Source organism: Microbulbifer maximicatervae (SeqCode) (assembly GCF_052468295.1).
The window spans coordinates 2,278,938-2,303,403 of sequence record NZ_CP174340.1; the positions used below are offsets into that span (position 1 = coordinate 2,278,938).

The 24,466-nt window shown below is 50.0% G+C and carries 22 protein-coding genes; 3 read left to right on the top strand and 19 right to left on the bottom strand.

The window, feature by feature from the left end; all coding sequences use genetic code 11:
* Positions 1-32: 32 nt before the first annotated feature.
* Positions 33-1,004, bottom strand: coding sequence for an HTH-type transcriptional regulator CysB (gene cysB, locus ACJJIQ_RS10355; protein ID WP_282932493.1), 972 nt, complete (start codon positions 1,002-1,004; stop codon positions 33-35).
* 313 nt (positions 1,005-1,317) lie between these two features.
* Positions 1,318-2,220 carry a 5'-nucleotidase gene (locus ACJJIQ_RS10360; RefSeq protein ID WP_413662270.1) on the bottom strand — a complete coding sequence of 301 codons (903 nt, stop codon included), beginning with the start codon at positions 2,218-2,220 and terminating at the stop codon, positions 1,318-1,320.
* An 866-nt stretch (positions 2,221-3,086) separates the two neighbouring features.
* Between ACJJIQ_RS10360 and ACJJIQ_RS10365 the strand changes: the two genes are divergently transcribed.
* Entirely contained in the window at positions 3,087-4,892 is a 1,806-nt protein-coding gene (locus ACJJIQ_RS10365) for a M4 family metallopeptidase (protein ID WP_444957910.1), read from the top strand.
* A 60-nt stretch (positions 4,893-4,952) separates the two neighbouring features.
* On the opposite strand, the gene ACJJIQ_RS10370 is transcribed toward ACJJIQ_RS10365, so the two are convergent.
* Positions 4,953-6,242: an NAD(P)/FAD-dependent oxidoreductase gene (locus ACJJIQ_RS10370; protein WP_445364804.1), complete on the bottom strand. Its 1,290-nt coding sequence runs from the start codon at positions 6,240-6,242 to the stop codon at positions 4,953-4,955.
* Positions 6,243-6,410: 168 nt separating this feature from the next.
* Between ACJJIQ_RS10370 and ACJJIQ_RS10375 the strand changes: the two genes are divergently transcribed.
* Together ACJJIQ_RS10375 and ACJJIQ_RS10380 are read left to right on the top strand one after the other, a co-directional pair.
* Complete coding sequence (locus tag ACJJIQ_RS10375; RefSeq protein WP_282932490.1) at positions 6,411-7,745, top strand: glutamine synthetase family protein; 1,335 nt, start codon at positions 6,411-6,413, stop codon at positions 7,743-7,745.
* Positions 7,746-8,166: 421 nt separating this feature from the next.
* The gene (locus ACJJIQ_RS10380) at positions 8,167-10,329 is read left to right on the top strand and encodes a M4 family metallopeptidase (RefSeq protein ID WP_445364548.1); all 2,163 of its coding nucleotides are present in this window, start codon (positions 8,167-8,169) and stop codon (positions 10,327-10,329) included.
* Positions 10,330-10,461: 132 nt separating this feature from the next.
* On the opposite strand, the gene ACJJIQ_RS10385 is transcribed toward ACJJIQ_RS10380, so the two are convergent.
* The 16 genes from ACJJIQ_RS10385 to fabF all read right to left on the bottom strand — a co-directional run bounded on the left by ACJJIQ_RS10385 (position 10,462) and on the right by fabF (position 24,458).
* Entirely contained in the window at positions 10,462-12,120 is a 1,659-nt protein-coding gene (locus tag ACJJIQ_RS10385; protein ID WP_413662275.1) for an alanine/glycine:cation symporter family protein, read from the bottom strand.
* 109 nt (positions 12,121-12,229) lie between these two features.
* Entirely contained in the window at positions 12,230-13,267 is a 1,038-nt protein-coding gene (locus tag ACJJIQ_RS10390; RefSeq protein WP_444914002.1) for a D-cysteine desulfhydrase family protein, read from the bottom strand.
* A gap of 63 nt (positions 13,268-13,330) precedes the next feature.
* Complete coding sequence (locus ACJJIQ_RS10395) at positions 13,331-13,924, bottom strand: OsmC-related (seleno)protein (RefSeq protein ID WP_444908065.1); 594 nt, start codon at positions 13,922-13,924, stop codon at positions 13,331-13,333.
* Between the two features lie 137 nt (positions 13,925-14,061).
* Positions 14,062-14,394, bottom strand: coding sequence for a preprotein translocase subunit YajC (gene yajC / locus ACJJIQ_RS10400; protein WP_282932486.1), 333 nt, complete (start codon positions 14,392-14,394; stop codon positions 14,062-14,064).
* A 111-nt stretch (positions 14,395-14,505) separates the two neighbouring features.
* Positions 14,506-14,952 (bottom strand): helix-turn-helix domain-containing protein, encoded by a 447-nt coding sequence (locus tag ACJJIQ_RS10405; protein WP_020415217.1) that lies wholly within the window; start codon positions 14,950-14,952, stop codon positions 14,506-14,508.
* Positions 14,953-15,368: 416 nt separating this feature from the next.
* Positions 15,369-15,845, bottom strand: a complete 477-nt coding sequence (gene bcp / locus ACJJIQ_RS10410; protein WP_445364549.1) for a thioredoxin-dependent thiol peroxidase — start codon at positions 15,843-15,845, stop codon at positions 15,369-15,371.
* A gap of 83 nt (positions 15,846-15,928) precedes the next feature.
* Positions 15,929-16,567, bottom strand: a complete 639-nt coding sequence (locus ACJJIQ_RS10415; protein ID WP_413662277.1) for a DUF2244 domain-containing protein — start codon at positions 16,565-16,567, stop codon at positions 15,929-15,931.
* Positions 16,568-16,639: 72 nt separating this feature from the next.
* Positions 16,640-17,620 (bottom strand): malate dehydrogenase, encoded by a 981-nt coding sequence (locus ACJJIQ_RS10420; RefSeq protein ID WP_445364550.1) that lies wholly within the window; start codon positions 17,618-17,620, stop codon positions 16,640-16,642.
* Positions 17,621-17,753: 133 nt separating this feature from the next.
* The gene (locus ACJJIQ_RS10425) at positions 17,754-18,377 is read right to left on the bottom strand and encodes a dUTP diphosphatase (RefSeq protein WP_444898227.1); all 624 of its coding nucleotides are present in this window, start codon (positions 18,375-18,377) and stop codon (positions 17,754-17,756) included.
* Between the two features lie 27 nt (positions 18,378-18,404).
* Positions 18,405-19,181 (bottom strand): TatD family hydrolase, encoded by a 777-nt coding sequence (locus ACJJIQ_RS10430; protein WP_444957912.1) that lies wholly within the window; start codon positions 19,179-19,181, stop codon positions 18,405-18,407.
* A 7-nt stretch (positions 19,182-19,188) separates the two neighbouring features.
* A complete protein-coding gene (locus ACJJIQ_RS10435) occupies positions 19,189-19,542 on the bottom strand; it encodes a PilZ domain-containing protein (protein WP_413662279.1) in 354 nt (117 codons plus the stop codon).
* A gap of 104 nt (positions 19,543-19,646) precedes the next feature.
* Positions 19,647-20,672 carry a DNA polymerase III subunit delta' gene (locus ACJJIQ_RS10440; protein WP_445364551.1) on the bottom strand — a complete coding sequence of 342 codons (1,026 nt, stop codon included), beginning with the start codon at positions 20,670-20,672 and terminating at the stop codon, positions 19,647-19,649.
* 47 nt (positions 20,673-20,719) lie between these two features.
* Positions 20,720-21,340 (bottom strand): dTMP kinase, encoded by a 621-nt coding sequence (gene tmk, locus ACJJIQ_RS10445; protein ID WP_282932477.1) that lies wholly within the window; start codon positions 21,338-21,340, stop codon positions 20,720-20,722.
* A complete protein-coding gene (gene mltG / locus ACJJIQ_RS10450) occupies positions 21,340-22,371 on the bottom strand; it encodes an endolytic transglycosylase MltG (protein WP_445364805.1) in 1,032 nt (343 codons plus the stop codon). Before mltG ends, tmk begins: the two co-directional genes overlap by 1 nt.
* 29 nt (positions 22,372-22,400) lie before the next feature.
* The gene (locus ACJJIQ_RS10455) at positions 22,401-23,171 is read right to left on the bottom strand and encodes an aminotransferase class IV (RefSeq protein ID WP_444896975.1); all 771 of its coding nucleotides are present in this window, start codon (positions 23,169-23,171) and stop codon (positions 22,401-22,403) included.
* 45 nt (positions 23,172-23,216) lie between these two features.
* Positions 23,217-24,458, bottom strand: a complete 1,242-nt coding sequence (fabF, locus tag ACJJIQ_RS10460) for a beta-ketoacyl-ACP synthase II (RefSeq protein ID WP_444914006.1) — start codon at positions 24,456-24,458, stop codon at positions 23,217-23,219.
* Between the last annotated feature and the right edge of the window lie 8 nt (positions 24,459-24,466).

Sequence of the window (24,466 nt, forward strand, 5' to 3'; positions counted from 1 at the left end):
GTTTTATTCGGCACTTCCATTCAGCAGCACCTCTAGTAAACCGGCAACTCCATATCGGCGAACAGCGCATCGACCTCAGAACGGGATGTCGCCTGTGCCGCCTGGTCAATCAGCTCACGGCTGAGATGGGGGGCAAATTGCTGGATAAACTCATACATAAAGCCTCGCAGGAAAATCCCCTTACGGAAGCCTATTTTCGTAACACTCGATTCAAATAGATCACTGGCATCGAGAGCCACAAGGTCCTCATCTTCGCCATCAACGGCCATATCAGCCACAATGCCAATTCCCAATCCCAGACGCACGTAAGTTTTGATTACATCAGCATCGGCGGCGGTAAAGACTACCTTAGGTGACAACCCTTTCTCCAAGAAAGCTTCATCTAACTTGGAGCGGCCGGTAAACCCAAATACATAAGTAACTATCGGGTACTTCGCCACGTCCTCAAGGGATAGCTTGCTCACTTGGCAAAGCGGGTGATCTTTCGGTACCAGAATGCAGCGGTTCCAGCGGTAGACAGGCATCATCACCAAGTCGCTGAAAAGCTCCAGAGCTTCGGTAGCGATAGCAAAGTCTGCAGTGCCATCTGCCGCCATCTCAGAAATTTGCATAGGCGTTCCCTGGTGCATATGCAGGGAAACCTCCGGATAACGGCCTATAAACAACTTAATAATCGGGGGCAAGGCATAGCGCGCCTGGGTGTGAGTGGTGGCTACAGCAAGACTACCTTTTTTATCATTGCTGAACTCTTGCGCAACCTGTTTGATATTCTCCACTTTGCGCATAATTTCGCCGGCAGTCTTTAAGATTGCCTCCCCTGCCGGGGTTACCCTTGTGAGATGCTTGCCGCTGCGCGCGAAGATTTCTACGCCAAGCTCATCCTCCAAAAGTCGGATTTGCTTACTGATTCCCGGCTGGGAGGTATAGAGGCTCTGCGCTGTAGCAGAAACATTGAGGTCGTGATGTGCCACTTCCCAGATATATCTCAACTGCTGCAGCTTCATAGATCCTCCCTTTCATTAAGTTCGCTCTTGGCCGAGAGCGAGTAATACCATTTTTTGATCGATAGTTATAAAAACTATCTTGAGTTATACGAGAAAAGAATAGCAGTGAATCAAAGCCAGGGCCAATGGACGGTTGAATATCCGTGGTAGAGACGAAAGTGTCAATCAACTTTGGGGGATCCCGGACTTTCTGTCGGCTTTATTTTCTAATGATTAGAGCTAAGCCTCTCGGATGAGGACCGGGAAAAGTTCGAACATTATCGGCATAGAGAGCACTGAGTGATAACGTACACCTTTATCACTTTTGAACTTTTTATACCTCTGCATTTGCGATTCCATGAGGAACATGACCCGTAGCCACATGCTCACCTGCAGAAACACAGTGACTAGGCTGATCATCAAAGAAGACATCGGCGCCAAAAGCCCGCAGGAACTCACCTTTAGGAAGCCCGCCGAGAAAAACTGACTCATCCACACGAATATCCCAGGCGCGCAATGTCCTGATGACCCGCTCATGGGCCGGTGCGGAACGTGCCGTTACCAAAGCCGTTCGTATCGGGCAGGTATCCATCTCAAATTCAGCCTGCAATCTCTGCAAAGCTTCAAGGAACCCCTTAAAGGGCCCTCCCCCCAGTGGCTTCTGTGCTGAGGCACGCTCCGCCTCAGTAAAAGCAGCCAGGCCTTCCGTTTTGTAGACTCGCTCAGCCTCATCAGAGAAGATTACCGCATCGCCGTCAAAGGCAAATCGCAACACATCATCACGATATTCGCGATTTCCTCCGGCAACCAAGGTTGCCGCAGCAACCCCCTGCTCCAACGCTTGGCGGACATCTACACCATCAGCAGACAAAAACAGGTTGCATCCAAATGGGCCAATATAACGGTAAGGGCTTCCACCATTGCAGAAGGCCGCACGAGTAATATTGAGTCCATAGTGCTCTATCGAGTTAAATACCCTTAATCCGGTATCGGCACTATTCCTTGATAGCAGGATCACCTCCACCCGTGGCTCCCCGCCAAGAAGCTCATTGATCTTTAGAAACTTCTCAACCAGAGGGAATGCGTCCCCTTTTTCCAGAACATCGTTCTCACGCTCAACTTGATAATGAGAAAAGGCGTGCAATCCCTGCTCCTCAAAAACCTTGTGGCTATCGCTAAGGTTAAACAGAGCGCGAGAGGAAATAGCGATTACTAACTTATCTGGACGCACAGCCATTAGAGAGCCTCTACATCGTTAATCCACCGACACCGCAGCTTCACTGAGGGCAGTGAGAGTCTACGACAAATCTCAAACTTATATTCCACAAATTGAGCGATATGTACAGATAAGAATGCCAGCCCTTCCCGATGTTACCTCCAGAGCGCTGCACAAGTGTCCAGGGAGTCAATATTGCTTTGACTGCGGGATTAAGACGATGGAGCAAAACATTTCAAAACTCGAAATTGAAACCGCCCCAAACTACCGCGTGCATTTTTCTACAGTAAAGTTTTGGTAGAGTTAATATCCACCCCCATCAAATCCAGAAAGGATTAATACTTTAATCCTTTAGTTTGACAACCCCTTAAAGAACCCAGATTAATACACCACTTCAAACTTAACAAACATATAGCACCCCCTTCATGCAAATTGAATTAAATTGAAGAATTTCGCACCAGAAATAAACAAAAATAACAAAACCACAGAAAGCTTTACCGTTTAAATACAACTCAAAAAAGTTTGCCACTCAGAAAAAAGCTATAAACTAACCAATTAAAACCCCTCAAATAACCAAAGTTGCAAATATCTGAATTCGTGACATACACATCAAAAAAACAATTTGACCTTTCAAGTTTACATCCACTACAAAAAAATTATTGTCAGGAATAACAACAAGGGATATCGTTATTTCGCCTGACAACGGCAAACAACCCCCAAGAAAATTTTGCACATAAACTCCATACAGCTCTCAGCTCATAGCGCGAGATATTCTTGGGGTGTGATTCAATTGGCCGCTTAACCAGACAGCATTAACCACTGAGCGTTTATTTTATGCTCCCGGTTAACTATGGCCATTAAATTATAATCATAAAGAGAATTACTTAATGAAATATTTGTTAGGAGCCGCTAGCACACTCGCACTCGCTATTAGCGCCCAAGCGGCGGAGCGTATTAATGTCACACCAGAGTTACTTTCCAATCAGTCTCTAGCCTCAATCGCTGGCTCAGATATGAAGCTGGAAAAGGTTCGTGAACGCACGCTCGCCAATGGGAGAACGGTTGCCCGATATCGGCAAACTCACAAAGGCATACCCGTTTGGGGGAGAACCATAACCAGTTCCAGGCAAGGCTTAACTGAAAAAGTGAGAGGCCACGTACTCTCAGGCCTAGAGTTGGAGGTACCTACCGCCCGCGCAACGATTGATGCCGATAATGCTATTGATCGAGCCATGAACCATCAGCTGAATCTGCGCACTCAGGATGGTGACAGTAAAAAAGCTCTCTCAATGTCGTCCATGCGCTTCAACGCACAAAACCAGAAAAAAGAGCTCTATGTCTATGTCGATGAAAACGACCAGGCGCGATTAGCTTATTTGGTTAACTGGGTCGAATACGGAGATGAGCCGAGCAGACCGTTCTATTTTGTAGACGCACTTACTGGCGAAGTTATCAAGCAATGGGACGGCCTTGCCTTCCAGGATGCCACAGGCCCCGGTGGCAATGAAAAAACCGGGCGCTATGAATATGGAACGGACTTCCCTGCCCTCGAAGTTGACAATAACTGCTCCATGAACACTGCTAACGTAGAGACTGTGGATTTGAATCACGGTACAAGCGGAGGTAGCGTTTTCTCCTTCACCTGTCCGGAAAATGATTACAAAGAAATCAATGGTGCTTATTCCCCGTTGAATGATGCCCACTTCTTTGGCAATGTCGTTTTCAATATGTACAGTGACTGGTATGGAACATCGCCGCTCACACAAAAATTGAGAATGCGAGTTCACTACAGCAACAATTACGAGAACGCCTTCTGGGATGGCAGCCAAATGACATTTGGTGATGGCTTCACAACCTTCCACCCACTTGTCAGCTTGGACGTATCCTCTCATGAGGTGAGCCATGGCTTTACTGAGCAAAACTCCAACCTGACCTACGCCAACCAATCCGGCGGCATCAACGAAGCCTTCTCTGACATGGCCGGTGAAGCTGCCGAGTTCTACATGAAGGGCACTAACGACTGGATGGTGGGAGCCGATATATACAAGGCTGATGGCGCTCTTCGCTATATGGATGACCCCACCAAAGATGGCAGATCCATTGGCCATGCTTCCGACTACTATAGCGGCATGGACGTGCACTACAGCTCCGGCGTATTCAACCGGGCTTTCTACCTGATCGCCAACTCAAGCGGCTGGAACACCCAAACTGCTTTCGATATCTTTGTGCTTGCTAACCAAACATATTGGAATCAAAGCACCGATTACATTGAAGGTGCTTGCGGAGCCCTGTCAGCTACTGAAGATCTCGGATACGATACTGCAACAGTAATCGCAGCGTTCGACACCGTAGGGGTATCTACCAGCAACTGTGGCGATGATGGTGGTTCAAACTCAGAAGGCTGGGAAGAAACCAACTTATCAGGCCGCCGAAATAGCTGGCAGCACTTCACCCTGGATGTACCATCAGGCTCATCATCTTTGACCGTCGAAATGCTCGGCGGCAATGGCGATGCCGATTTGTACGTCCGTTATGGTGCCACCCCAACCACCGACAACTGGGATTGTCGTCCTTACGTAAACGGCAATAATGAATTCTGTAGCTTTAGCAATCCAGCTGCAGGTACCTGGCACATCAGTGTACAGGGCTATATTTCGTACAGAGGCGTAACTCTTTCCGCCCAGAGCCAATAATATTTAAGGCCAGTGCCGACACATTAGTGTGTCGGCATTCTCTATCACATCATTCAAAGACTAGCTTCCAAACCTATCTAACAAACTGTGGTAAAGCATCCCCAACACCAACCCCGGCCACCTCAATAAAGTGCCACCTGGAAACTCTACTTTAGGAAGAGAAGAAAACACGTTGTAACCCTCACTCTCCCCATAAATTGCATCAGCCAGAAGCTTGCCCGCAAAAGTTGCCGTAGGCACTCCATGTCCAGAATACCCCTGACTGTAATATAGGCCCGTCTGTAACTGTCCTATACAGGGCATCCGATTCATAGAAATGGCCAGCGTACCCCCCCAGCCGAAATCAACAGTAGTATTTTCCAGCTGCGGGTAAACCCTTAACATATACTTGCGGACGAAACTGCGAATATCTTTAGGGAAACGCCTGGTGTAATTTTCCCCTCCCCCAAAAATTAAGCGGTTATCGCCAGATAATTTCCAATAATTTATAACAAATAGAGTATCTTGTAGTGCGAAGTCATTGGCTATGATTTTCCTAGCGAGCCCCTCCGGTAAGGGCTCTGTTGCCAGCACAAAATTATTTATTGGCATTATGCGCCCCGCTAAGCGAGGCTCAAGATCTTTCAAGTAACCATTGCAAGCTAAAATTAACTTTTCGGCCTTCACCTTTCCTCGTGCAGTTTTCACCGTAAAGGGAGAAGAGCTCGAATACCCTTGCACACCACTACACTCAAAAAACCTGGCACCAGCAGAAACTGCTGCGCGGGCAAGACCTAATGCAAAATTGAGAGGATGAAGATGTAGCGAACCAAAATCCAGCTGTGCGCCGAGATATCGTTTGCTACTTACAAGCTGTCGAACTTCTTCTTTCTCTATATACTCAACTTGCCTGTAATCATATTTCTCTCTGAGTTCTTCAGTTTCATCCTGCAGATATTTATCGTGACTGGATTTTGCTGCAAGATGCATGATCCCGCGTTTTAAATCACATTGAATCTGGTGCCTGACTATAAGACTTTCCACCAGTTGAACAGCGTTGATACTCAAATCCCAGAGCTGCTTAGCGGTGTCGAATCCGAACATGGCTTCCAGATCACCCTGGCTTCGCCGTTGTCCAACACCGACATGTCCTCCATTCCTTCCTGATGCGCCCCAACCAATCCTATTGGCCTCCAGAAGCACCACACGGTAGCCGCGCTCTGCCAAGTGCAAAGCACTGGAAAGTCCCGTATAACCACCACCAATAACACAGACATCTGCCTCCACGTTACCTTCCAGGCATGGATACTCCTGAAGGTCGTTAGCTGTAGCGGCATAATAGGATTCCGTGTGCTCATCCAACCTATTCATCACCTTCATATTTCTACCAGATACCCTCAATGCCATTTAAATAAACGGCCCTGTTCCAATCGGCAGTATATAGTTCCTTTACACAGGAGGAATTATTTTCAGCGCAATGCTTTCCGGCACTGATCATAGAATTTCACTCAGGAAGAAAAAGTAAGCAATGGCTATCCAATGGATAAAATTACAAACTGGCTGGCAAATCACAATATTGCAGAAGTTGAATGCCTTGTTCCCGACATGTCAGGTAACGCCAGAGGAAAGTTCACCCCCACCGATAAGTTCTTAACTCAAGACAGCCGTTTACCGGAAAGCATTTTGGTGCAAACTGTAACTGGGGATTATGTCGACGAACACAATGAGCTTGTTGATCCAGCAGACACCGACATGCTCCTAATCCCTGACCCCAACTCAGTGCGCCTAAACCCTTGGGCCAATGATCCGACAGCACAAATCATTCATGACTGCCATTCTCGAGATGGGGACCCTCACCCTATCAGCACCCGTAATATTTTAAAATTTGTCCTCGAAAAATATGCAGACAGAGGATGGAAGCCTATTGTCGCCCCTGAGGTAGAGTTTTATCTTGTAAAAAGAAACCTGGATCCGGATGAAAAGCTATCCGCGCCTGTGGGAAGATCGGGACGCACAGAAAAAACCCGACAATCCTATAGCATTGATGCAGCCAATGAATACGAGCCCATCATTGAAGACATGTATGATTTTTGTGAAGCTCAGGGGCTTGATGTCGACACACTGATCCACGAATCAGGCACTGCCCAGATGGAAATTAACTTTCTACATGGAGATCCACTTCATTTAGCTGACCAGGTCTTTACCTTTAAACGCACAGTGCGCGAAACGGCTCTGCGCCACGGCATTTATGCAACCTTCATGGCAAAACCGATGGAAGACGAACCTGGAAGCGCGCTGCACTTACACCAGAGTGTGGCGGATAGAAAAACCGGTGAAAATATTTTTGTCGATAATACAGGAAAAGAGAGCAATAATTTCTTGCATTTTATTGGCGGCATGCAGAAATACACTCCCGGTTTTATTAGTTTTTTTGCTCCAAATGTAAACTCCTATCGCCGCTTTACACCTGAAATGGCCGCACCCACCAGTCTCCACTGGGGTTACGACAACCGAACAACAGGCCTTCGGGTTCCCGACAGCTCGCCACAAAGTAAACGTCTTGAAAATCGTTTTCCCGGAGCAGACTGCAATCCCTACCTTGCCATAGCAGCTTCTCTTGCCTGCGGGTATTTAGGAATGACCAATAAAGTCGCACCGAGCGCACCTTATCAGGGCGACTGCTCCAAAGAGTCAATTACACTTCCCCGCACCCAGGAACATGCCCTGACACTCCTATCAGATTGTGATGAAGCAACAGAAATGTTTGGCAGTAAATTCGTAAAAGCCTGGAGCGCAATCAAGAGAAATGAATATGAAGAGTTTAATCGTGTGATCAGTTCGTGGGAGAGGGAATTTCTATTATTAAATGTATAAATAACCGTTCCACTAAAAGCTAACAGAAATAATAAACTGTTATCGCCAAATTTATTTTTTCGGAAAAAACAACTCATCTTTTCCACCTCACAGGCAGAACATCACTTCCTAATTTGTGACGATCCGAGCAAAAATATCGAAAACAATTCAAATATATTAGTTTGCCATCACCTTTTTGTTGCCTAGATGCGTATGCAGGGTAATCTCAAGTTGCCCAATTAATTAGGGCAACCGGTTTGAGAAAGCGAACGCCACTGCCGCTACCGCGGTCCCTTCCTGGCGACGGTTATCTTCTGCTGTCTTACCACATAAAAATCCAGCCTGTATTGGCCAACCAGATTTAATACGGTCCCCACAAGGGAAATACGGCTGTATACCGGCGGATTCATATATAAAAAAGCTATAAAAGGGAAAGCTAGCAATGAAGCATTTTGTAGGACTAAGCTGCACTTTAGCCTTGGCTATTAGTGCACATGCTGTTGAGCGCGTCCCCGCCACGGCGGACATGCTCTCACCACAAACTTTAGCTGCCACCGGCGGATCGGATATGGCGCTCGAAAAAGTTCGTGAGCGCACTCTCGTCAACGGCAAAACCGTAGCCCGCTACCAACAGACTCACAAAGGCATTCCTGTCTACGGCCAAACAGTAACCAGCTCCGGGCAGGGTCTGATTACTGAGGTTCGCGGCAATGTCATCACTGGGCTGGAACTGGAAGTACCCAATATCAAAGCATTTATCAATGAAGATAATGCTATTGAGCGGGCAATGGACCACCAGATCAACTGGCGCACGCAGCAGGGCGTTATCCAGGGAGCCTTGTCAGTTCAGGCTTTGAAGCTGGAAGCACATAACCCCAAAAAGAAACTCTACGTCTATATCGATGAGCAAGACAATGCCCGCTTGGCTTACCTGGTCAACTGGGTTGAGTACGGCGATGAACCCACACGCCCCTTCTACTTTATCGATGCAATGACTGGCGAAGTTCTCAAGCATTGGGACGGCTTGAACTTTGCACAAAATGCAACAGGCCCAGGGGGCAATTCAAAGACCGGGCGCTACGAGTATGGTACCGATTACCCCCACATGATTGTTGACGACAGCTGTGCCATGAATACGGACAATGTCGAAACCGTTGATATGAACCACAGCACGAGTGGCGGTAGCATCCACTCGTTCACCTGCCCGGACAATGACTATAAGTCAATCAACGGCGCTTACTCACCACTCAATGACGCACACTTCTTTGGCGGTGTGGTCTTTGATCTCTATAGCGACTGGTACAACACATCCCCTCTCACACAAAAACTGAGAATGCGGGTGCATTACAGCAACAACTACGAGAATGCCTTCTGGGATGGCAGCCAGATGACATTTGGTGATGGCCAGAGCTACTTCTATCCACTGGTTAGCCTCGATGTTTCCGCTCACGAAGTCAGCCACGGCTTTACCGAGCAAAATTCGGACTTGAATTACTACAATCAGTCCGGCGGTATCAATGAAGCCTTCTCTGATATTGCCGGTGAAGCTGCCGAGTACTATATGCGCGGCAGCAATGACTGGTTGGTAGGGGCCGAAATCTTTAAGTCCAGCGGAGCACTCCGCTACTTTGAAGATCCAACTGACGATGGCAGCTCCATCGGTCATGCCGATGATTACTACAACGGCATGGACGTGCACTACAGCTCCGGCGTCTTTAACCGGGCCTTCTACCTACTGGCGAATACCAGCGGCTGGAATACCCGCACAGCATTCGACCCCTTTGTTCTTGCCAACCAGATGTATTGGAGTGCCAATACTGATTTTGAAGATGGTGCCTGTGGTGTTTTCTCTGCAGCATCAGATTTAGGCTACGACACTGATGACGTTGTTGCCGCATTCTCCACGGTAGGCGTTTCCACCAGCAGCTGCGGTGGCGGCGGTGGTGGTGGCGGTGGTGGTAATGAAGGCGGAGAACTCGAAAATGGGGTTACCGAGACCGATATTGAGGGCAGCAGTGGTGATGAAGTTCACTTCACCCTGGATGTACCCGCAGATGCCACAGGCCTGTCTTTTGCAATGTCAGGCGGAAGCGGTGATGCCGACCTCTATGTTCGCTTCGGCAATGCTCCAACCACCAGCACTTATGATTGCCGTCCGTACACTTCAGGCAACAATGAAACTTGTGATATCGCTGACGCTGACCTACAGGGCGGAACCTATTACGTCATGGTGCGCGGCTACTCCTCCTTCTCCGATGTCACCCTGGTAGGCAGTTACACCGGTGGTGGTGGTGGCGGTGGTGGTAGCGACAGCTGGGAAGAAACCAACCTTTCTGGTTCCCGCAACAGCTGGCAGCACTTCACCATTGAGGTTGACGCTGGAGCTTCTACCCTGAGCGCCGTAATGGAAGGTGGCAGCGGAGATGCAGATCTCTATGTCCGCCACAGCCAAGAGCCTACCCGTACAGCGTACGACTGCCGCCCCTACCAGTGGGGCAATGACGAAAGCTGCACCATCAGTAATCCGGATGCTGGAACCTGGTATATCAGTATCCGCGCTTACTCTGCCTACTCTGGCGTTACCCTGAGTGCAAGCACTGAGTAATTGAGCTGATTTCCACCCAGCAGGTCTCTGCTGGGTGGGCAAGCTCTAGATCGATCAAAGGATCGGTGGTGCACAAATAAAAAAGGCGGCCATATTGGCCGCCTTTTTTATTTTTAATCAAACCCAGACAAATTATTTATGGCTTGGGTCTTTCCAGTAGTCCTTCACGGTATCTTTCATCTCCTTGGCCAACACAGTAATACCAAACAGGTTGGGCAAGGTCATTATCACAATGGCCACCGCAGAGAGGTTCCAAATAACTGTGGTGTCCTCAATCGCAGCCCAGAAGAATGCAATAACGTAAACGATTCGGTAAGGCATTACTGCCTTGGGGCCGAAAAGGTAAATCATTGAGCGGTCGCCGTAGTATGACCAGGCAATTGCTGTAGAGAAAGCAAACAGCAGAATTCCCAGAGTTACAATCAGACCACCGTATTCACCAAAGTAACCGCGCTGGAAGGCAAGATTGGTCAGGGCCACAGAGTGCACCAGGGACTTACCCCAAATATCCACATCTTCATTGGCAAACTTACCATCTTTCACATCCAGAACACCGCTGAAGCTGTCATCCCCCACACGGAAGTCCAGGTCTTCAGCAATAGAACGGGCGTGGATGAGGGTAAAGTCCTGGCTGTTCAGCGGGTGGCCGTCAGTCACAACAATGGAGCCGTTATAGGCCTTAACATCACTCTCCTGACCGCTCAAATACTTGAACAGCTGCTCAACATCCTGGGTATTCTTCTCATCGTAGCTACCCGCTACAACGTAAGTATCTGCACCTTCAAACAGGTTCTCGTGTTTCTCAGTCCAAACACCAGAAGAAAGAATCACAAGTCCGGTTAAGGTACAAATGATAATGGTGTCGATAAAGGGTTCCAGCAGGGAAACCATACCTTCAGAAACCGGCTCGTCCGCGCGAGCGGCGGCGTGAGCAATAGGTGCAGAGCCCTGACCCGCTTCGTTCGAGAAAAGGCCGCGGTTCACGCCACGGTTAAAGGCATAGGCAAAGCTCGCACCCAGGAATCCACCTACGGCCGCACTACCGGTGAAGGCATCGCGGAAAACAGCCCCAAAGGAAGGCAGAATATTTTCGTAGTTGTAGATAATAACGCCCAAGGCACCTATTACATAGATAACTGCCATGGTGGGAACAATGGTGGAGGTCACTTTAGCGATTCGGGTAATACCGCCAATAATCACCATGCCCAGCAAAATCGCCAGGATGCCACCCGTCAGAGCCTTCTCAACACCGAAAGAATCGTGCATTGCCTGGGCAATGTTGTTGACCTGGGGCAAGCTGCCGGTACCGAATGAACAGATAACGGTCGCGATTGCAAAGAGCACCGCAAGCCATTTCATATTCAAACGGCGCTCCATGTAAAACATGGGGCCACCTGCGTAGTAACCATCCGCTGCTTTAATACGGTATTTGTGTGACAGGGTCACTTCCACAAACTTTGTGGTCATACCCAGGAATGCGGTCATCCACATCCAAAACAGCGCAGCCGGACCACCGAGGAAAATAGCCAAGCCAACGCCACCGATATTACCGGTACCTACGGTACCCGACAGTGCTGTGGCCAATGCCTGGAAGTGGGAGGTATCACCCGGGTCTCCAGGCTTATCGTACTTACCGCGTACAATCTTGATCGCATGCCCAAAATAACGAAGCTGCGGAAAACCAAGATAAATGGTGAAAAAGAAACCGACTCCAAGTAACACCCAGGGGAACCAAGGTGCTGAGCCGAGCATGCCGTCTATTAACAACAGCAGATTGTTAAAGGAATCCAAACTAACCCCCCACTACTCTGACTTATTTCTGTTTGTTTTATATACAGATACAACTGTAATTTGTTGCGCAGGTTAGCAGCTTACGCGGCACGAGAACAGTAATGTCGTATTATTCGGCCACTGGGAAGAAGTGAGTTCGGTGGGGGAAGAGGCCAAATTGCCCTCCGGTATGAATAAAAACCAGGTTATCTGAGCCCTGGTAATTTCCTTTTTTTAACTCCTGTAACAGACCATGAAATGCTTTGCCGGTGTAGACAGGATCGAGAAGAATCCCCTCCAGGCAAGCCAACTCTTTAATAGTTTGGTAAACCTCTGGCTCCGCCACCCCGTAAGCGGGACCTTTATAGTCGGCATTAACCAAAATCTTGAGGGACTCCAAATCAAGCGATACGCCAGACTGTGCCATCCACTGCGAAATATCCTCACGCACTTTCACTTGGAAATAATTTGCACTGTCGCAAACGGCGAAACCCGTAACATTCGTACCGGCTTCCAGCAAGTGGCACCCCAAGGTCAAACCCGCTTGGGTCCCACCGCTGCCAGTAGCGCATAAAATATGATCAGGCGAGAAGCCCCTATCTGCACAGTCTGCCAATAATTCCTGAGAGGCCGAAATATAACCCCAGATGCCTAAACCGTCGCTGGCGCCAGTGGGGATACAGAAAGACCTCTGCCCTCTGGACAGATACTCAGCAGCCCAGCTGTCAAAGAGGCTTTGTAAATTCCGGGAGTATTCCTCCGGTGAGTAAACCGCAATTTCAGCGCCTGCCAACTCATCCAGTAAAAGGTTGCCATCGGGATTTGCAGTGCACTCGCCACGTAAAATCAACTGAACCTTAAACCCCAAGCGAGCCCCCACCAAAGCAGTGGTACGGCAATGATTGGATTGAATTCCACCGCAGGTTATCAAGACCTCCGCTCCCACAGCCCGCGCCTTTGCTGAAACAAATTCGAGCTTGCGCAGCTTATTTCCGGACATTGCGGATTCGGTAAGATCGTCTCTTTTTATCCAGATTCTCGGCCCATTAAAAGGCAAGGAATAACGCTCAGTGATACGGTCCAGCGGCTGTAGTGGCGTTGGCAGATTTGCAAGGCGAACGCGATCGGGCAGCTTGATAGGCAAACTCTTCGGCAATGTGAGCACCATGTTAGCAATCTAAAAATGCGAGCAACTAAAAGCTGGCACCAACATAGGTGTACAGCTGGGGGATCAAGGGTCGTTATAAATCAAGGATACTTCAGCCGGAACTGAATTTATTGCCGTTTGCAGCCCCATACAGGCAGTCCGACAGGCGGCCACCATCCTCTCAATAGACTGCCTTGGTTCTTCTGATTCCACAAACACAAAGATATCTATACCCTCGCAAAGCCCCTTATGAGGCTGGTCATCCGTGGAGTTTTGCAAGTTGTAAATTTCAGCTTTAAAGCGCATCTGCTGCTCCAGGCGCACACTATCAACCTTGAGCTTGACTGAATTAATGTATATAGAAATATGACTGAGAAAGCAAAATGCAATTCCTGCTGACAGATAATCTAGCGGAGCTGGGGCACTATCCGCACCACCTATAATACTGCCCTCGTCACATCGTAATTCAAACGCACTACAACCTGGCACACTAGCCTGAACAACCCCTGTTTTCAGAAACCCATCTCCAACAGAAGTTTTAGCGGAAAGATTTACCTGAAAATAGAAGCTTCCATCATCCTTCTGCGGCTCCTTTACCTGGACTTCCTGTAAAGTGGGCAATGATCGGACTTTTCTAACAATACTGATTTTTTCTTCTTTTTCACCCGTAAACGACATAGCACTCACCTGAGACTATCTATCAACAAGGTAAAATTAGACCAAGCCCTCAAAACATAAAGCTGGCAGCAATAAAAAAGCCCGGCAATTGCCAGGCTTTTTTAGTGACGACATTCAAAGATAAACCCTGAATAGGATTAGATCTTTTTAATCGTACCTTTGGGTAATACTGCGTGCACAGCTACTTTTTGGAACTTCAAAGACATGCTGTCTGCAACCTCCAATACGATGTAGTCCTCATCGACCTTGTCGACGCGGCCCAGCATCCCGCTGCTCATTACAACTTCGTCACCCTTTTTCAGAGCGCCAACCAGCTCTTGGTGCTCTTTCTGGCGCTTGCGCTGTGGGCGAATAATAAAAAACCACATGAATGCAAACAAACCCGCAAACATCAGCAGGGTTATCATCGGATTACCCTGTGCTGCCGGCGCCGCTTCTTGTGCCATGGCGGAGGGGATAAAAAAGCTCATGCAAAACCTCAAAGAGTCAGCCTATTAAATTGCCGCCAACTCTAACGGGTTTGCCCCGCGGAGGCAACGGATTGGGCCGATCCCGTAGAGACCGGCCAAACCAATCCACACTCAGAACCTCTGGCGGACCTGCCGGCGGTAGCCAGTAGGAGACATCCCGGTCCAGCGTTTGAACGCGCTGGTAAAACTGGTTCGATCAGAGAAATCGAGAATTCGTGAGATTCCATCAACGCTCAGCGCAGTATCTTTGAGGAAATGCACCGCGTGACGAAAACGAACATGGTCACGTAAAGATGCAAAACTGAGGTTGTGTTCCTGCAACCGGCGTTGCAGAGTCCGGGTGGACATACTTAGGTCGGACGCTACCGGGCGAATAGCGAGAGAGGCCTTACCGATACGCTGCTCCAGCACGTCTATTACCCGTGCGGCAATACCAAAACTGGTTGCTTCGGGGGGGGCCAGCAGCTGGTCGAGAATATTCGGGTCTCCGGATATTCTGGCCTGCTGAAGTGATTTGTCTTCAGAGAGCGAAGTCTGGTCGGGCTGAGTATGGTTCATCGAGCTGCTCCTATTGAGTTCCGTGAGCCGCAGTTATTTTTCTATGTCCGCATCCAGCGAATCCCGGTTGCCCCTGCCCACACCAACACAACATCAACTTCGGCGGACGACTACGTGATGCGGGATGCACCAAAAAACAGACATCGAATCCTTCACAGAGATGTACAATTTTTAAACTAACCGCTCCGGCAATTCCCGCAGAGAGACTCTCTCTAGCCGGCGCACCTTTCCTTTACAACTGCCAGTATAGACCAAGAATTAAGAAAGCAAGGGGCGACAGTGCTTTTTTTCATCTTATTGTGTACCAAGGGCCAAAAATACTTACTTTCGGTACCCACGTGTCGCCTTTGAGTCCGAAAGGTAGGGGCTACAGCAGACCAAGCACCAGTCCAGCCCCGCCCCTCAGAGTCTGGCAATTAATCCAGGTTCTCGCCAATCCAATTCAAAACATCAGTGTCATGGGTCTTGGTTTTAACTTTGTCGATAATATGGCGAAGGCGCCCACTCTTATCGATAATAAAAGTTGTTCGCAGAAGCCCCATGTACTCCTTGCCCATAAATTTCTTCAAGCCCCAGCAGCCATATTTATCAGCAATCTTGTGTTCTTCATCAGATAGCAAATCAAAATTCAGTTCGTGCTTGTCGATAAAGCGCTGCAACTTTGCTTCTGGATCCGGGCTCACCCCCAACACAACAGTATTGGCTTTTTTAAATTCAGCCTCACTATCGCGAATCCCACATGCCTGAGTGGTACAACCGGGGGTAAGTGCTTTCGGGTAAAAGTAGAGGACGACATTACTTTTGTCACGAAAATCCTTAAGTGACACTTTCTCGCCACTTTGGTTGGTCAGCGTAAAAGCCGGAGCCAAATTACCGATCTTCGGAAAAGCCATCTGATATCCCCTGTGGAACAGTTAAGAGTAAAGCGGGGATTATAGCGAAAAGAAACAAACGAGACGCCAGTTCTATAGAGAAATCAGAACTGCTGCAGACGAAACTCCTTCTCTTTCCTGGCACAAATGCCAAAACGACCTAACTTCTGCACCAGCTCCGCCTTTTCAGCCTCGGTGAGGAACTCCCCGACTTCAAGGCACCCCTCAGGACCACTAAAGTTTACCGAAGCCATTTCGGTAGCACTGCTCCCCATCCTTACGAGTACTGCCAACTTATCGCGGGCGAACTCCCGATGATACACCGTTTGCTGCCTGAACCCCTTACAGCAATCCAGAATTACCAACTCCTCATTGATGCGTATTACTTCTCTGCGGGTCCCTTCGAGGTACACGTAGGTAAACAGGATGCCCAGCAGGATCATTTCAAGCCCGGCAAAGGGAAGAATCATCCAGGCTCCCGCCATCGCAAAAGCGAGGCTGATTCCGAGAGATACCCCAACCAGGGAGAAAAACACCCACAGATTGCCGGAGAGGGACAGGGACTGGTTAGGCTGCAGCAGGATACAGGCGCAACGGGCAGTGTTGCGGCCAACTTCAGTGACCATAGCAGGGACATCCGGCAGATATATAAAATCAGTGTAGTGCCGATGGCGGCAGCTCACACGAAGATACTGACCGGGAAAGTTTCCTGGTCCGGGCCGGGGTTTACAAAATTCAGGCATAAAAAAACCCACACCTGAGTGTGGGTTTTTGGGAGAGGTCTGCGGCCAAGGCCTGGGACCTGTCACTCCCTATTACGGCAGCAGGTGTGCTACTGCATCACGCTCTTCCGCCAGCTCCTGCTCGGTAGCAGACATTTTCTCGCGGGAGAAGTCGTTGATGTCAACGCCTTGAACAATTTCCCAGTCGCCGTCTTTGCAAGTGCAAGGGAAAGAGTAAATCAGGCCTTCCTGAATACCGTAAGAACCATCGCTGAATACAGCCATGCTGGTCCAGTCATCTTCAGCGGTGCCCAGAGCCCAATCGCGCATATGGTCGATAGCAGCGTTGGCAGCGGAAGCCGCAGAGGAAGCACCGCGCGCCTTGATGATAGCTGCACCGCGCTGTTGAACAGTCGGGATGAAGTCGTTTTCGTACCATTCCTGCTCCACTTTATCCATGGCTGCAGCACCGGAAACCTTCACTTGGTGCAGGTCTGGGTACTGAGTGGAAGAGTGGTTGCCCCAAATGGTCATATGGGTGATGTCGTTAACACTGGAATCAGTTTTGTTTGCCAGCTGAGACAGAGCGCGGTTGTGATCCAGACGGGTCATCGCGGTGAAGTTACGCGGGTCCAGGTCTGGCGCATTGCGCTGAGCGATCAGGGCATTGGTGTTAGCCGGGTTGCCAACAACCAGTACTTTTACGTTACGAGAAGCAACGTCGTTCAGGGCTTTACCCTGTGCAGAGAAGATAGCAGCGTTAGCTTCCAGCAGGTCCTTACGCTCCATACCCGGTCCACGGGGACGCGCGCCTACCAGCAAAGCGTAATCTGCATCTTTGAACGCAACAGTAGCATCATCGGACTGAACGATACCCGCGAGCAGCGGGAAAGCGCAGTCTTCAAGCTCCATAGCAACGCCTTTCAGCGCTTCCAATGCCGGAGTGATTTCCAGCAATTGCAGAATAACCGGCTGATCTTTGCCCAGCATTTCGCCAGAGGCGATGCGGAACAGCAACGAATAGCTAATCTGACCGGCAGCGCCGGTAACAGCAACACGTACAGGTGCTTTCACGATAGTTCTCCCTCGTTTGTAAGCGGCCGCATTATAGGGCCTCGCGAGTAAATTTCATCTTACACAAGCGAAATAGCGGCTCAATTTGTATGACAAAACCTCTCAGACTGTATTGGACACTCTTTGCGAGTGATTATGTCAGCGCCAATTCCCGGTAACGCGTCTGCAGTGCCTTGTAAACCTGGTCACTGTAATCAGCAGCAGATGGGTCCAAAAGTCCGGCAATTTCCGCTAGATGTTCATTGTCTTCACGGCCCGCCCAGTTTTTTACATAGCTGCCATCTTTGTAGCCGTTATCCTGGCGGAATCGGTTGAGTACATTTTTACCAACATATCGCTGGTACAACTCAGCAAAAGACATTTCTGCATCGGCCAATAGTTGAGCAAAGCCAGCAACATCAAACTGTTTGGTGGCCAGGGTGTTCAAGGTGAAAGACTCGAGGTTTTCACGGAAATCACCCGCCGTACGCTCGGAACCGGCAAACTCCTTCAGCATGATCTCAGCCACTTCCTGCGGAGAGCCTTTTTGCAACTCAAGGCTCAAACCGAAATGCCAGATATCCACCAATTCAAGCTTCACCTGATCCATTTCTGGAAGCTGCTTCTTCCACCACTTCCAACCGTAATGGTCTAACAACTCTGCACTTTCTACCCAAATAGCGCGGTACCAGGCAAAGTTTTGCTCACGCCAGTTTTCATTTACTACTGTATTAATCTGGTCTTGCAGAGTCAGCATGACTTGCAACTGCTGCTTCATCATAGGGGAACATCCAATAGACCCGGATCAAACTGCCCGGGGGAATAATCTGAAAAAGTTTTCTGAGGTGATTTCGGCCAGCTCTTCGTAGGGAATACCGCGTAAATCAGCGATAAATTCTGCCACTTCACGCACATAGGCCGGAATATTGGGCTTACCCCGATAGGGCACTGGAGCCAAATAAGGGGAGTCAGTCTCAACGAGCAACCGATCCAAAGGCAGCCTGCGGGCGACATCCCGCAGCTCCTCGGCATTTTTAAAGGTCACGATGCCGGACAAAGAAATATAATAATTGAGATCCAGGGCAGCCTTGGCCATATCCCAGCTCTCGGTAAAACAGTGCAGAACACCTGCGGTATTGGTATTACCGTGCTCTTTAATGAGAGCGATAGTATCTTCCCGCGCATCTCTCGTATGCACAATAACCGGAAGCTCTGCCTGCCCCGCCGCTTTCAGGTGTGCAATAAAGCTCTGCTTCTGGATTTCCTGGGTGTCAGTGCTGTAGTAGTAATCCAGGCCTGTCTCCCCCAATGCAACAACATTGGGCTGGTTAGCCATTTCTACCAGTCGCTCAACATCCGCCATGCCGGAGTCGACATCCAGCGGGTGCACACCAACGGAACAGACTACGTCCTCGTAGCGGGATGCGATTTCAACAACCGCATCGGCGTTTTCCAAACTGATACCGACACAGAGGAACTTGCCAACACCGCGACTGCGGGCCAGGTCCAATACAGCATCCAGATCGCCATCAAATTTATCGAGCTTAAGTCTGTCCAGGTGACAGTGAGAATCAACAAGCATTAGAGAGTTACAACGTATGGGTTGGGCGGCTGGATTCTAAGGTTCCCGCCAAGTGGGTTTCAATCTTGTTTTGCGCGATATTGTCCTTATCGCCAAATTGAACTCCGATTCCGGGAGTGCGGTTGCCTTGAGCACCATTGGGCGTAATCCAGATCACTTTACCGGCAACCGGAATCTTTTCCGGCTCATCCATTAAGCTCAGAAGCAGAAAAACCTCATCGCCAAGGTTGTACGATTTATCCGTACTGATAAATAAGCCACCATTCTTTACGAAGGGCATATAGGCCGCATAGAGCACAGATTTATCCTGGATTTTCAGTGACAGGATGCCGTTGCGGGCACCGCCTCCCATGGCTTTCATGGACAACCTCAATGTTTATATTTCTAAATGATGCGCTAACTTATCTAAGCCCGCTGCCTGTGTCCAGGCAACGTCAATTACCCTACCCGACTTGTGCAAGACGCCTAAGCAAAAAGCTTCGCCCAACGAATAAATAATTCTTCCAGCAGCAAACGACGATTGGGGTTAGCTGTGCCCAGTAACCCTTTCCGCGCCTGAAGCAAATGATCGTAGAACGCAAATACTGGCTGCAAGCTTTGCTCACTCGACCCCGGCAACCTCTGCAAAAGAACCATTAGCTGGGCATCTCCACTAAGATCACAACTGCGAATCTGCACCATCTGGGTTAACCAGTGCTGCCAGAAAAGCAGAAGTTGAACCAATTCAACACCCTCGGCCGGTGTTTCCCAACGGCCCGCTGTAGAGACTGAACTTGCCGTACCCTGAGCTACAGCAACCAAATCTTTAAAAAACTGCTCGCGTACTTCTCTCGACTTGGGCTCGGCCAGCTCCGCCGCCAATAATGGTGCCCCGCCTGCCAGAGTTAAGACACGCTGTGCCAGCGGCTCTTCCAGCCCATTGCTGTATAGCCACTGTAACGCCACCTCTCCAGTTGGGGGCGGAAAAGCTATAGATTGACAGCGACTTCGAATGGTTGGCAAAAGGCCTGCGGGGGCATCGGTGATCAACACAAAGATAACGGAGGGTGCCGGCTCTTCCAGGTTTTTCAACAGGGCATTGGCTGCGTTGACATTCATCGCCTCCGCTGGCGACAAACAAACCAGACGCGCCCCGCCCCGCCCACTGGTGCGGGAAACAAAGTTGCCCAGCTGACGGATCTGTTCCACTTTCAGCGGGCCACCGGGCTTTTCAGGTTCAACTTGTAGGAAATCAGGATGCGAGCCAGCCATCCACAACCGACAATCCTTACACTCTCCACAGGCCTGACCTGCCCTCGGTTGTTCACATAGGGCCAACGCGGTAAAAGCAGCCGCGAATTGTCGCTTTCCCAACCCCTCCGGGCCAGTCAGCAGCAAAGCGTGCGGGCAGCGGCCCGCCTGCAACTGCAAGCCCAACCGCTGCCATTGCTCGGAGTGCCAGGGAAGAGGTACCGGTATCGATTTATACTCAAAAGTTTCAGGCACAGACATCAGCCACAATTCTTATCATTTAAAAATAGATTCTGGGGCAAGATAGCTTAAAGCAACAGCTCCAATTGCTTGGCTAGATCCATCTGCACCTGTTCCAGAGATTGACCGGCATCCACAACCGCGTAACGGGCAGGCGCAGCTTCAGCTCGATCACGATAAGCCGCACGCACCCGCTGAAAAAACTCCAGATGCTCACTCTCAAACCGATCCGCTTCCCCAGTGCGTGCAGCTCGCTGTAGCCCCACTTCTGGGTCGAGATCCAATAAAAGCACTTTATCTGGGCGCAAATCCCCTTGAACTGTCTGCTCCAACTGCTCGATCAATTGTCGATCCAGTCTGCGACCACCGCCTTGGTAGGCATAGGTAGCATCGGTGAAGCGATCACAGATCACCCAATCCCCACGTTTTAAGGCGGGCAGTATAACCTGGGACAGATGTTGCGCGCGGGCGGCAAACACCATCAATAATTCCGCCGTGGGATCAACGGATTCATCCCGTTTGGCCAATAACAGCTCGCGCAGCTGTTCTGCCAATGGGGTGCCTCCCGGCTCCCGGGTTTGGATAAAGTTAATATTGTGCTTTTTGAGCCACTCGGTGATGAAGAGTAAATTGGTAGATTTCCCCACCCCCTCTACACCCTCGAGGGTGATGAACTTGCCGTGCGACACTAATTCTTTCCTTTTGCCGGACTCGAGCGGTAATCCGCGCGCCTTTTCAGCTGATACTCCCGCACCGCACGATTGTGCTCTGTCAGAGTCGCTGAGAAATGATGAGATCCATCCCCTTTGCCAACAAAATACAAGCTCTTGCCGGGCTTTGGATTTAAAGCGGCCCGAATTGCCGCTCGCCCAGGTAGGGCAATCGGCGTAGGGGGAAGGCCATTAATAACATAAGTATTATAAGGTGTTGCCTGGCGCAGGTGTGTACGGGTCAGATTTCCGTCAAAGTCCTCACCCAAGCCGTAAATTACGGTGGGGTCTGTCTGCAAGCGCATACCTTTATTCAGCCTGCGTACAAAAACACCGGCTATTTCACTGCGCTCAGATGGCTGCCCTGTCTCTTTCTCGATAATTGAAGCCATGATTAAGGCTTCATAGGGCGACTTATAGGGCAGATCATCCCCTTTTGATTGCCACTCCTCATCCAGTACCTTCTGCATCCGATTATAGGCCTGACGCAGCAGCTCAATATCTGTGGTACCGGACCGGTAGACGTAAGTATCCGGGAAAATCCAACCCTCGACCTCATCCTCCTTTAAACCCAAAGCCCGGGCAGCGGCACTGACATTGCTCCCCTCTTCGGACTGAACGATTCTTTCACCGGAGCGGATTTGTCGCAGGGCCTGGCGAAAGGTCCAGCCCTCTAATAGCGTAATGCGATAGCGGGTAACTTCACCGCGATTCAGGCGCGCAATCAAGTCCCGGGCGTTACTGCCAAAGGGAACTAAATACTCGCCGGAATGGATTTCTGTTGTGCCCTCCCAGTAGGCATAGGCGAGGAGTATTTGCGGCCACTGGATTATCCCTTCGCCCTGCAAGCTTCGCAGCGTCCGGGACAAACTTCCGCCCTTTTCCACCTGAAGCGTAAGCCCATCTTGTGCAATCGGCAGGGGGGATTCCAAGGCTTCCTTTGCCACGTATAGAGAGGCAACTGCTACCAAGCAGGCTAATACCAGCCCGCCAAATAACAGCTTCAACACTCTCCAAGCGAAACTCGCTTGCTTTTTCTTCACCACAATTTATCCAATATCAGCTTCTGTAGCTTGCGGGTCTCGACACCCACAGGCCAATTTTTGTAACCGATTACCTCTACTACCGGTAATACACCTCGAACACTGTTACAGAGAGCCAGCTCATCGGCCTCACAGAGCTCGGAAAGCTCCATGTCTTCCTCTTGCCAGTGGATATGGCTCGAGAGCCACTGCCGCATCACACCATGAACACCACACCGGTGCAGGGATGGAGTCATCCACTTCCCACCAAATCGGGCCAGGATATTACAGCGCAGGGTTTCGATGACCCTTCCCGCCGAATCCAGCATCAATCCATCGAGAAATTGACCCACCGGCAGCTCTGCTTTTGCCGCATTATATCGGTTACGGAGTAAAGTTTTGCAGCCCTGGTTCGAATTACTACCGATCGGCAAGCTCGTCGAACAAGGAAAAAGGCTAGTGCCCACCTGCCCCTCAGCAGTTTCAATCAGCGGCCGCAGCACCAAATCCCAACATTGCTGCCCGCGCACACTGCCAACACGCAGGCGCGCAATCGCCTCAGGCCAGCGACAGCCGGCTGTCAATTTTAACGTCGACTGCTCAATTTCTCCCAGACAGGCCTCATCCAACACTCCCGAACGCTCCAGGCGAGCGCGGTGGAAAGACCAAAGCGGTAGACCTTTGTTGTGACAGCGCATTGTTTCGAGGATTCCACCCGAGTAATCAGCATCATCTGGCAACTGATCAACGGCCAGCCCCCGAAAGTACATTTGAGGTAACTGGTACATGGAGCTCCCAAGGCAGGTGTGCCCACCTCGCGGTGGGCACGGGAATCAGACTCGCTTGAATATCAGTGACCCATTGGTGCCACCGAAACCAAAGGAATTGGATAGGACTGCATTGATTGCCATTGGCTGGGCCTCTTGGGGCACCAGGTTAATACCGGCACAGGCCTCATCCGGGGAGAAGAGATTGATAGTTGGGGGCGCAACCTGGTCGCGCAATGACAATACCGAGAAAACGGCTTCAATAGCGCCGGCAGCCCCCAGCAGGTGACCGGTCATCGACTTGGTAGAACTCACAGCGAGGGAGTCCGTCACCCCCGCGAATACTTTTTTAACCGCCAGGATCTCAGCTGTGTCTCCCAGCAGAGTAGAAGTACCATGAGCATTGATATACTGGATATCACTTGGGCTCATACCGGAATCTCTCAAGGCATTTTCCATTGAGAGAGCAGCGCCAGCGCCATCTTCCGGAGGAGAGGTCATGTGGTGGGCATCACCGCTCATACCAAAGCCAGCTACTTCTGCATAAATCTTGGCTCCGCGAGCGATTGCATTTTCGTACTCTTCCAAAACGAGTACCGCAGACCCTTCGCCCAGTACAAAACCATCACGGTCTTTATCCCAGGGGCGGCTAGCTGATTGCGGATCATCATTGCGGGTGGACAGCGCCCTTGCCGCACAGAAACCGCCGAGCCCTACCGGGGTGGTAACCATTTCTGCACCACCACATACCATCACATCGGCATCACCGTGCTGAATCGCACGAACTCCTAGGCCAATCGCATGGGTTCCTGTGGTACAGGCTGTTGTCACCGCCAGATTGGGGCCTTTGAGGCCATATTTAATCGAGAGGTTACCCGCAACCATATTAATGATGGCGCCAGGTACAAAGAAAGGTGATACACGGCGAGGGCCTTTTTCGGCAATCAGCAATGAATTATCTTCGATAGCCAGGATACCGCCCATACCAGAGCCAATACAGGTACCCACGCGCGGACCCAGCTCTTCGGTTACCTCCAGGCCGCTATCTTGCATAGCCTGAATACCGGCAACCAGTCCGTACTGCAAGAAAGTATCCATCTTGCGCGCTTCTTTTGCGGGCATGTATGGCGTGGGATCAAAATTCTTTACAGTAGCGGCGAAGCGGGTTGAAAAAGCCGAGACATCAAATGTCTCAATCGGAGCAGCACCATTAGCTCCCTGTAGTACCCCAGACCAAGTATCCTCTAGGGTGTTACCTAACGGGCTAACGACTCCCATTCCGGTTACAACAACTCTTCTTTGCGACACTGCGCTCC

Coding starts and splice junctions, on each gene's coding strand:
- cysB (WP_282932493.1), bottom strand. CDS start 1,004: ATGAAGCTGCAGCAGTTGAGATATATCTGGGAAGTGGCACATCACGAC.
- ACJJIQ_RS10360 (WP_413662270.1), bottom strand. CDS start 2,220: ATGGCTGTGCGTCCAGATAAGTTAGTAATCGCTATTTCCTCTCGCGCT.
- ACJJIQ_RS10365 (WP_444957910.1), top strand. CDS start 3,087: ATGAAATATTTGTTAGGAGCCGCTAGCACACTCGCACTCGCTATTAGC.
- ACJJIQ_RS10370 (WP_445364804.1), bottom strand. CDS start 6,242: ATGAATAGGTTGGATGAGCACACGGAATCCTATTATGCCGCTACAGCT.
- ACJJIQ_RS10375 (WP_282932490.1), top strand. CDS start 6,411: ATGGATAAAATTACAAACTGGCTGGCAAATCACAATATTGCAGAAGTT.
- ACJJIQ_RS10380 (WP_445364548.1), top strand. CDS start 8,167: ATGAAGCATTTTGTAGGACTAAGCTGCACTTTAGCCTTGGCTATTAGT.
- ACJJIQ_RS10390 (WP_444914002.1), bottom strand. CDS start 13,267: ATGGTGCTCACATTGCCGAAGAGTTTGCCTATCAAGCTGCCCGATCGC.
- ACJJIQ_RS10395 (WP_444908065.1), bottom strand. CDS start 13,924: ATGTCGTTTACGGGTGAAAAAGAAGAAAAAATCAGTATTGTTAGAAAA.
- yajC (WP_282932486.1), bottom strand. CDS start 14,394: ATGAGCTTTTTTATCCCCTCCGCCATGGCACAAGAAGCGGCGCCGGCA.
- ACJJIQ_RS10405 (WP_020415217.1), bottom strand. CDS start 14,952: ATGAACCATACTCAGCCCGACCAGACTTCGCTCTCTGAAGACAAATCA.
- bcp (WP_445364549.1), bottom strand. CDS start 15,845: ATGGCTTTTCCGAAGATCGGTAATTTGGCTCCGGCTTTTACGCTGACC.
- ACJJIQ_RS10415 (WP_413662277.1), bottom strand. CDS start 16,567: ATGCCTGAATTTTGTAAACCCCGGCCCGGACCAGGAAACTTTCCCGGT.
- ACJJIQ_RS10425 (WP_444898227.1), bottom strand. CDS start 18,377: ATGAAGCAGCAGTTGCAAGTCATGCTGACTCTGCAAGACCAGATTAAT.
- ACJJIQ_RS10430 (WP_444957912.1), bottom strand. CDS start 19,181: ATGCTTGTTGATTCTCACTGTCACCTGGACAGACTTAAGCTCGATAAA.
- ACJJIQ_RS10435 (WP_413662279.1), bottom strand. CDS start 19,542: ATGAAAGCCATGGGAGGCGGTGCCCGCAACGGCATCCTGTCACTGAAA.
- ACJJIQ_RS10440 (WP_445364551.1), bottom strand. CDS start 20,672: ATGTCTGTGCCTGAAACTTTTGAGTATAAATCGATACCGGTACCTCTT.
- ACJJIQ_RS10455 (WP_444896975.1), bottom strand. CDS start 23,171: ATGTACCAGTTACCTCAAATGTACTTTCGGGGGCTGGCCGTTGATCAG.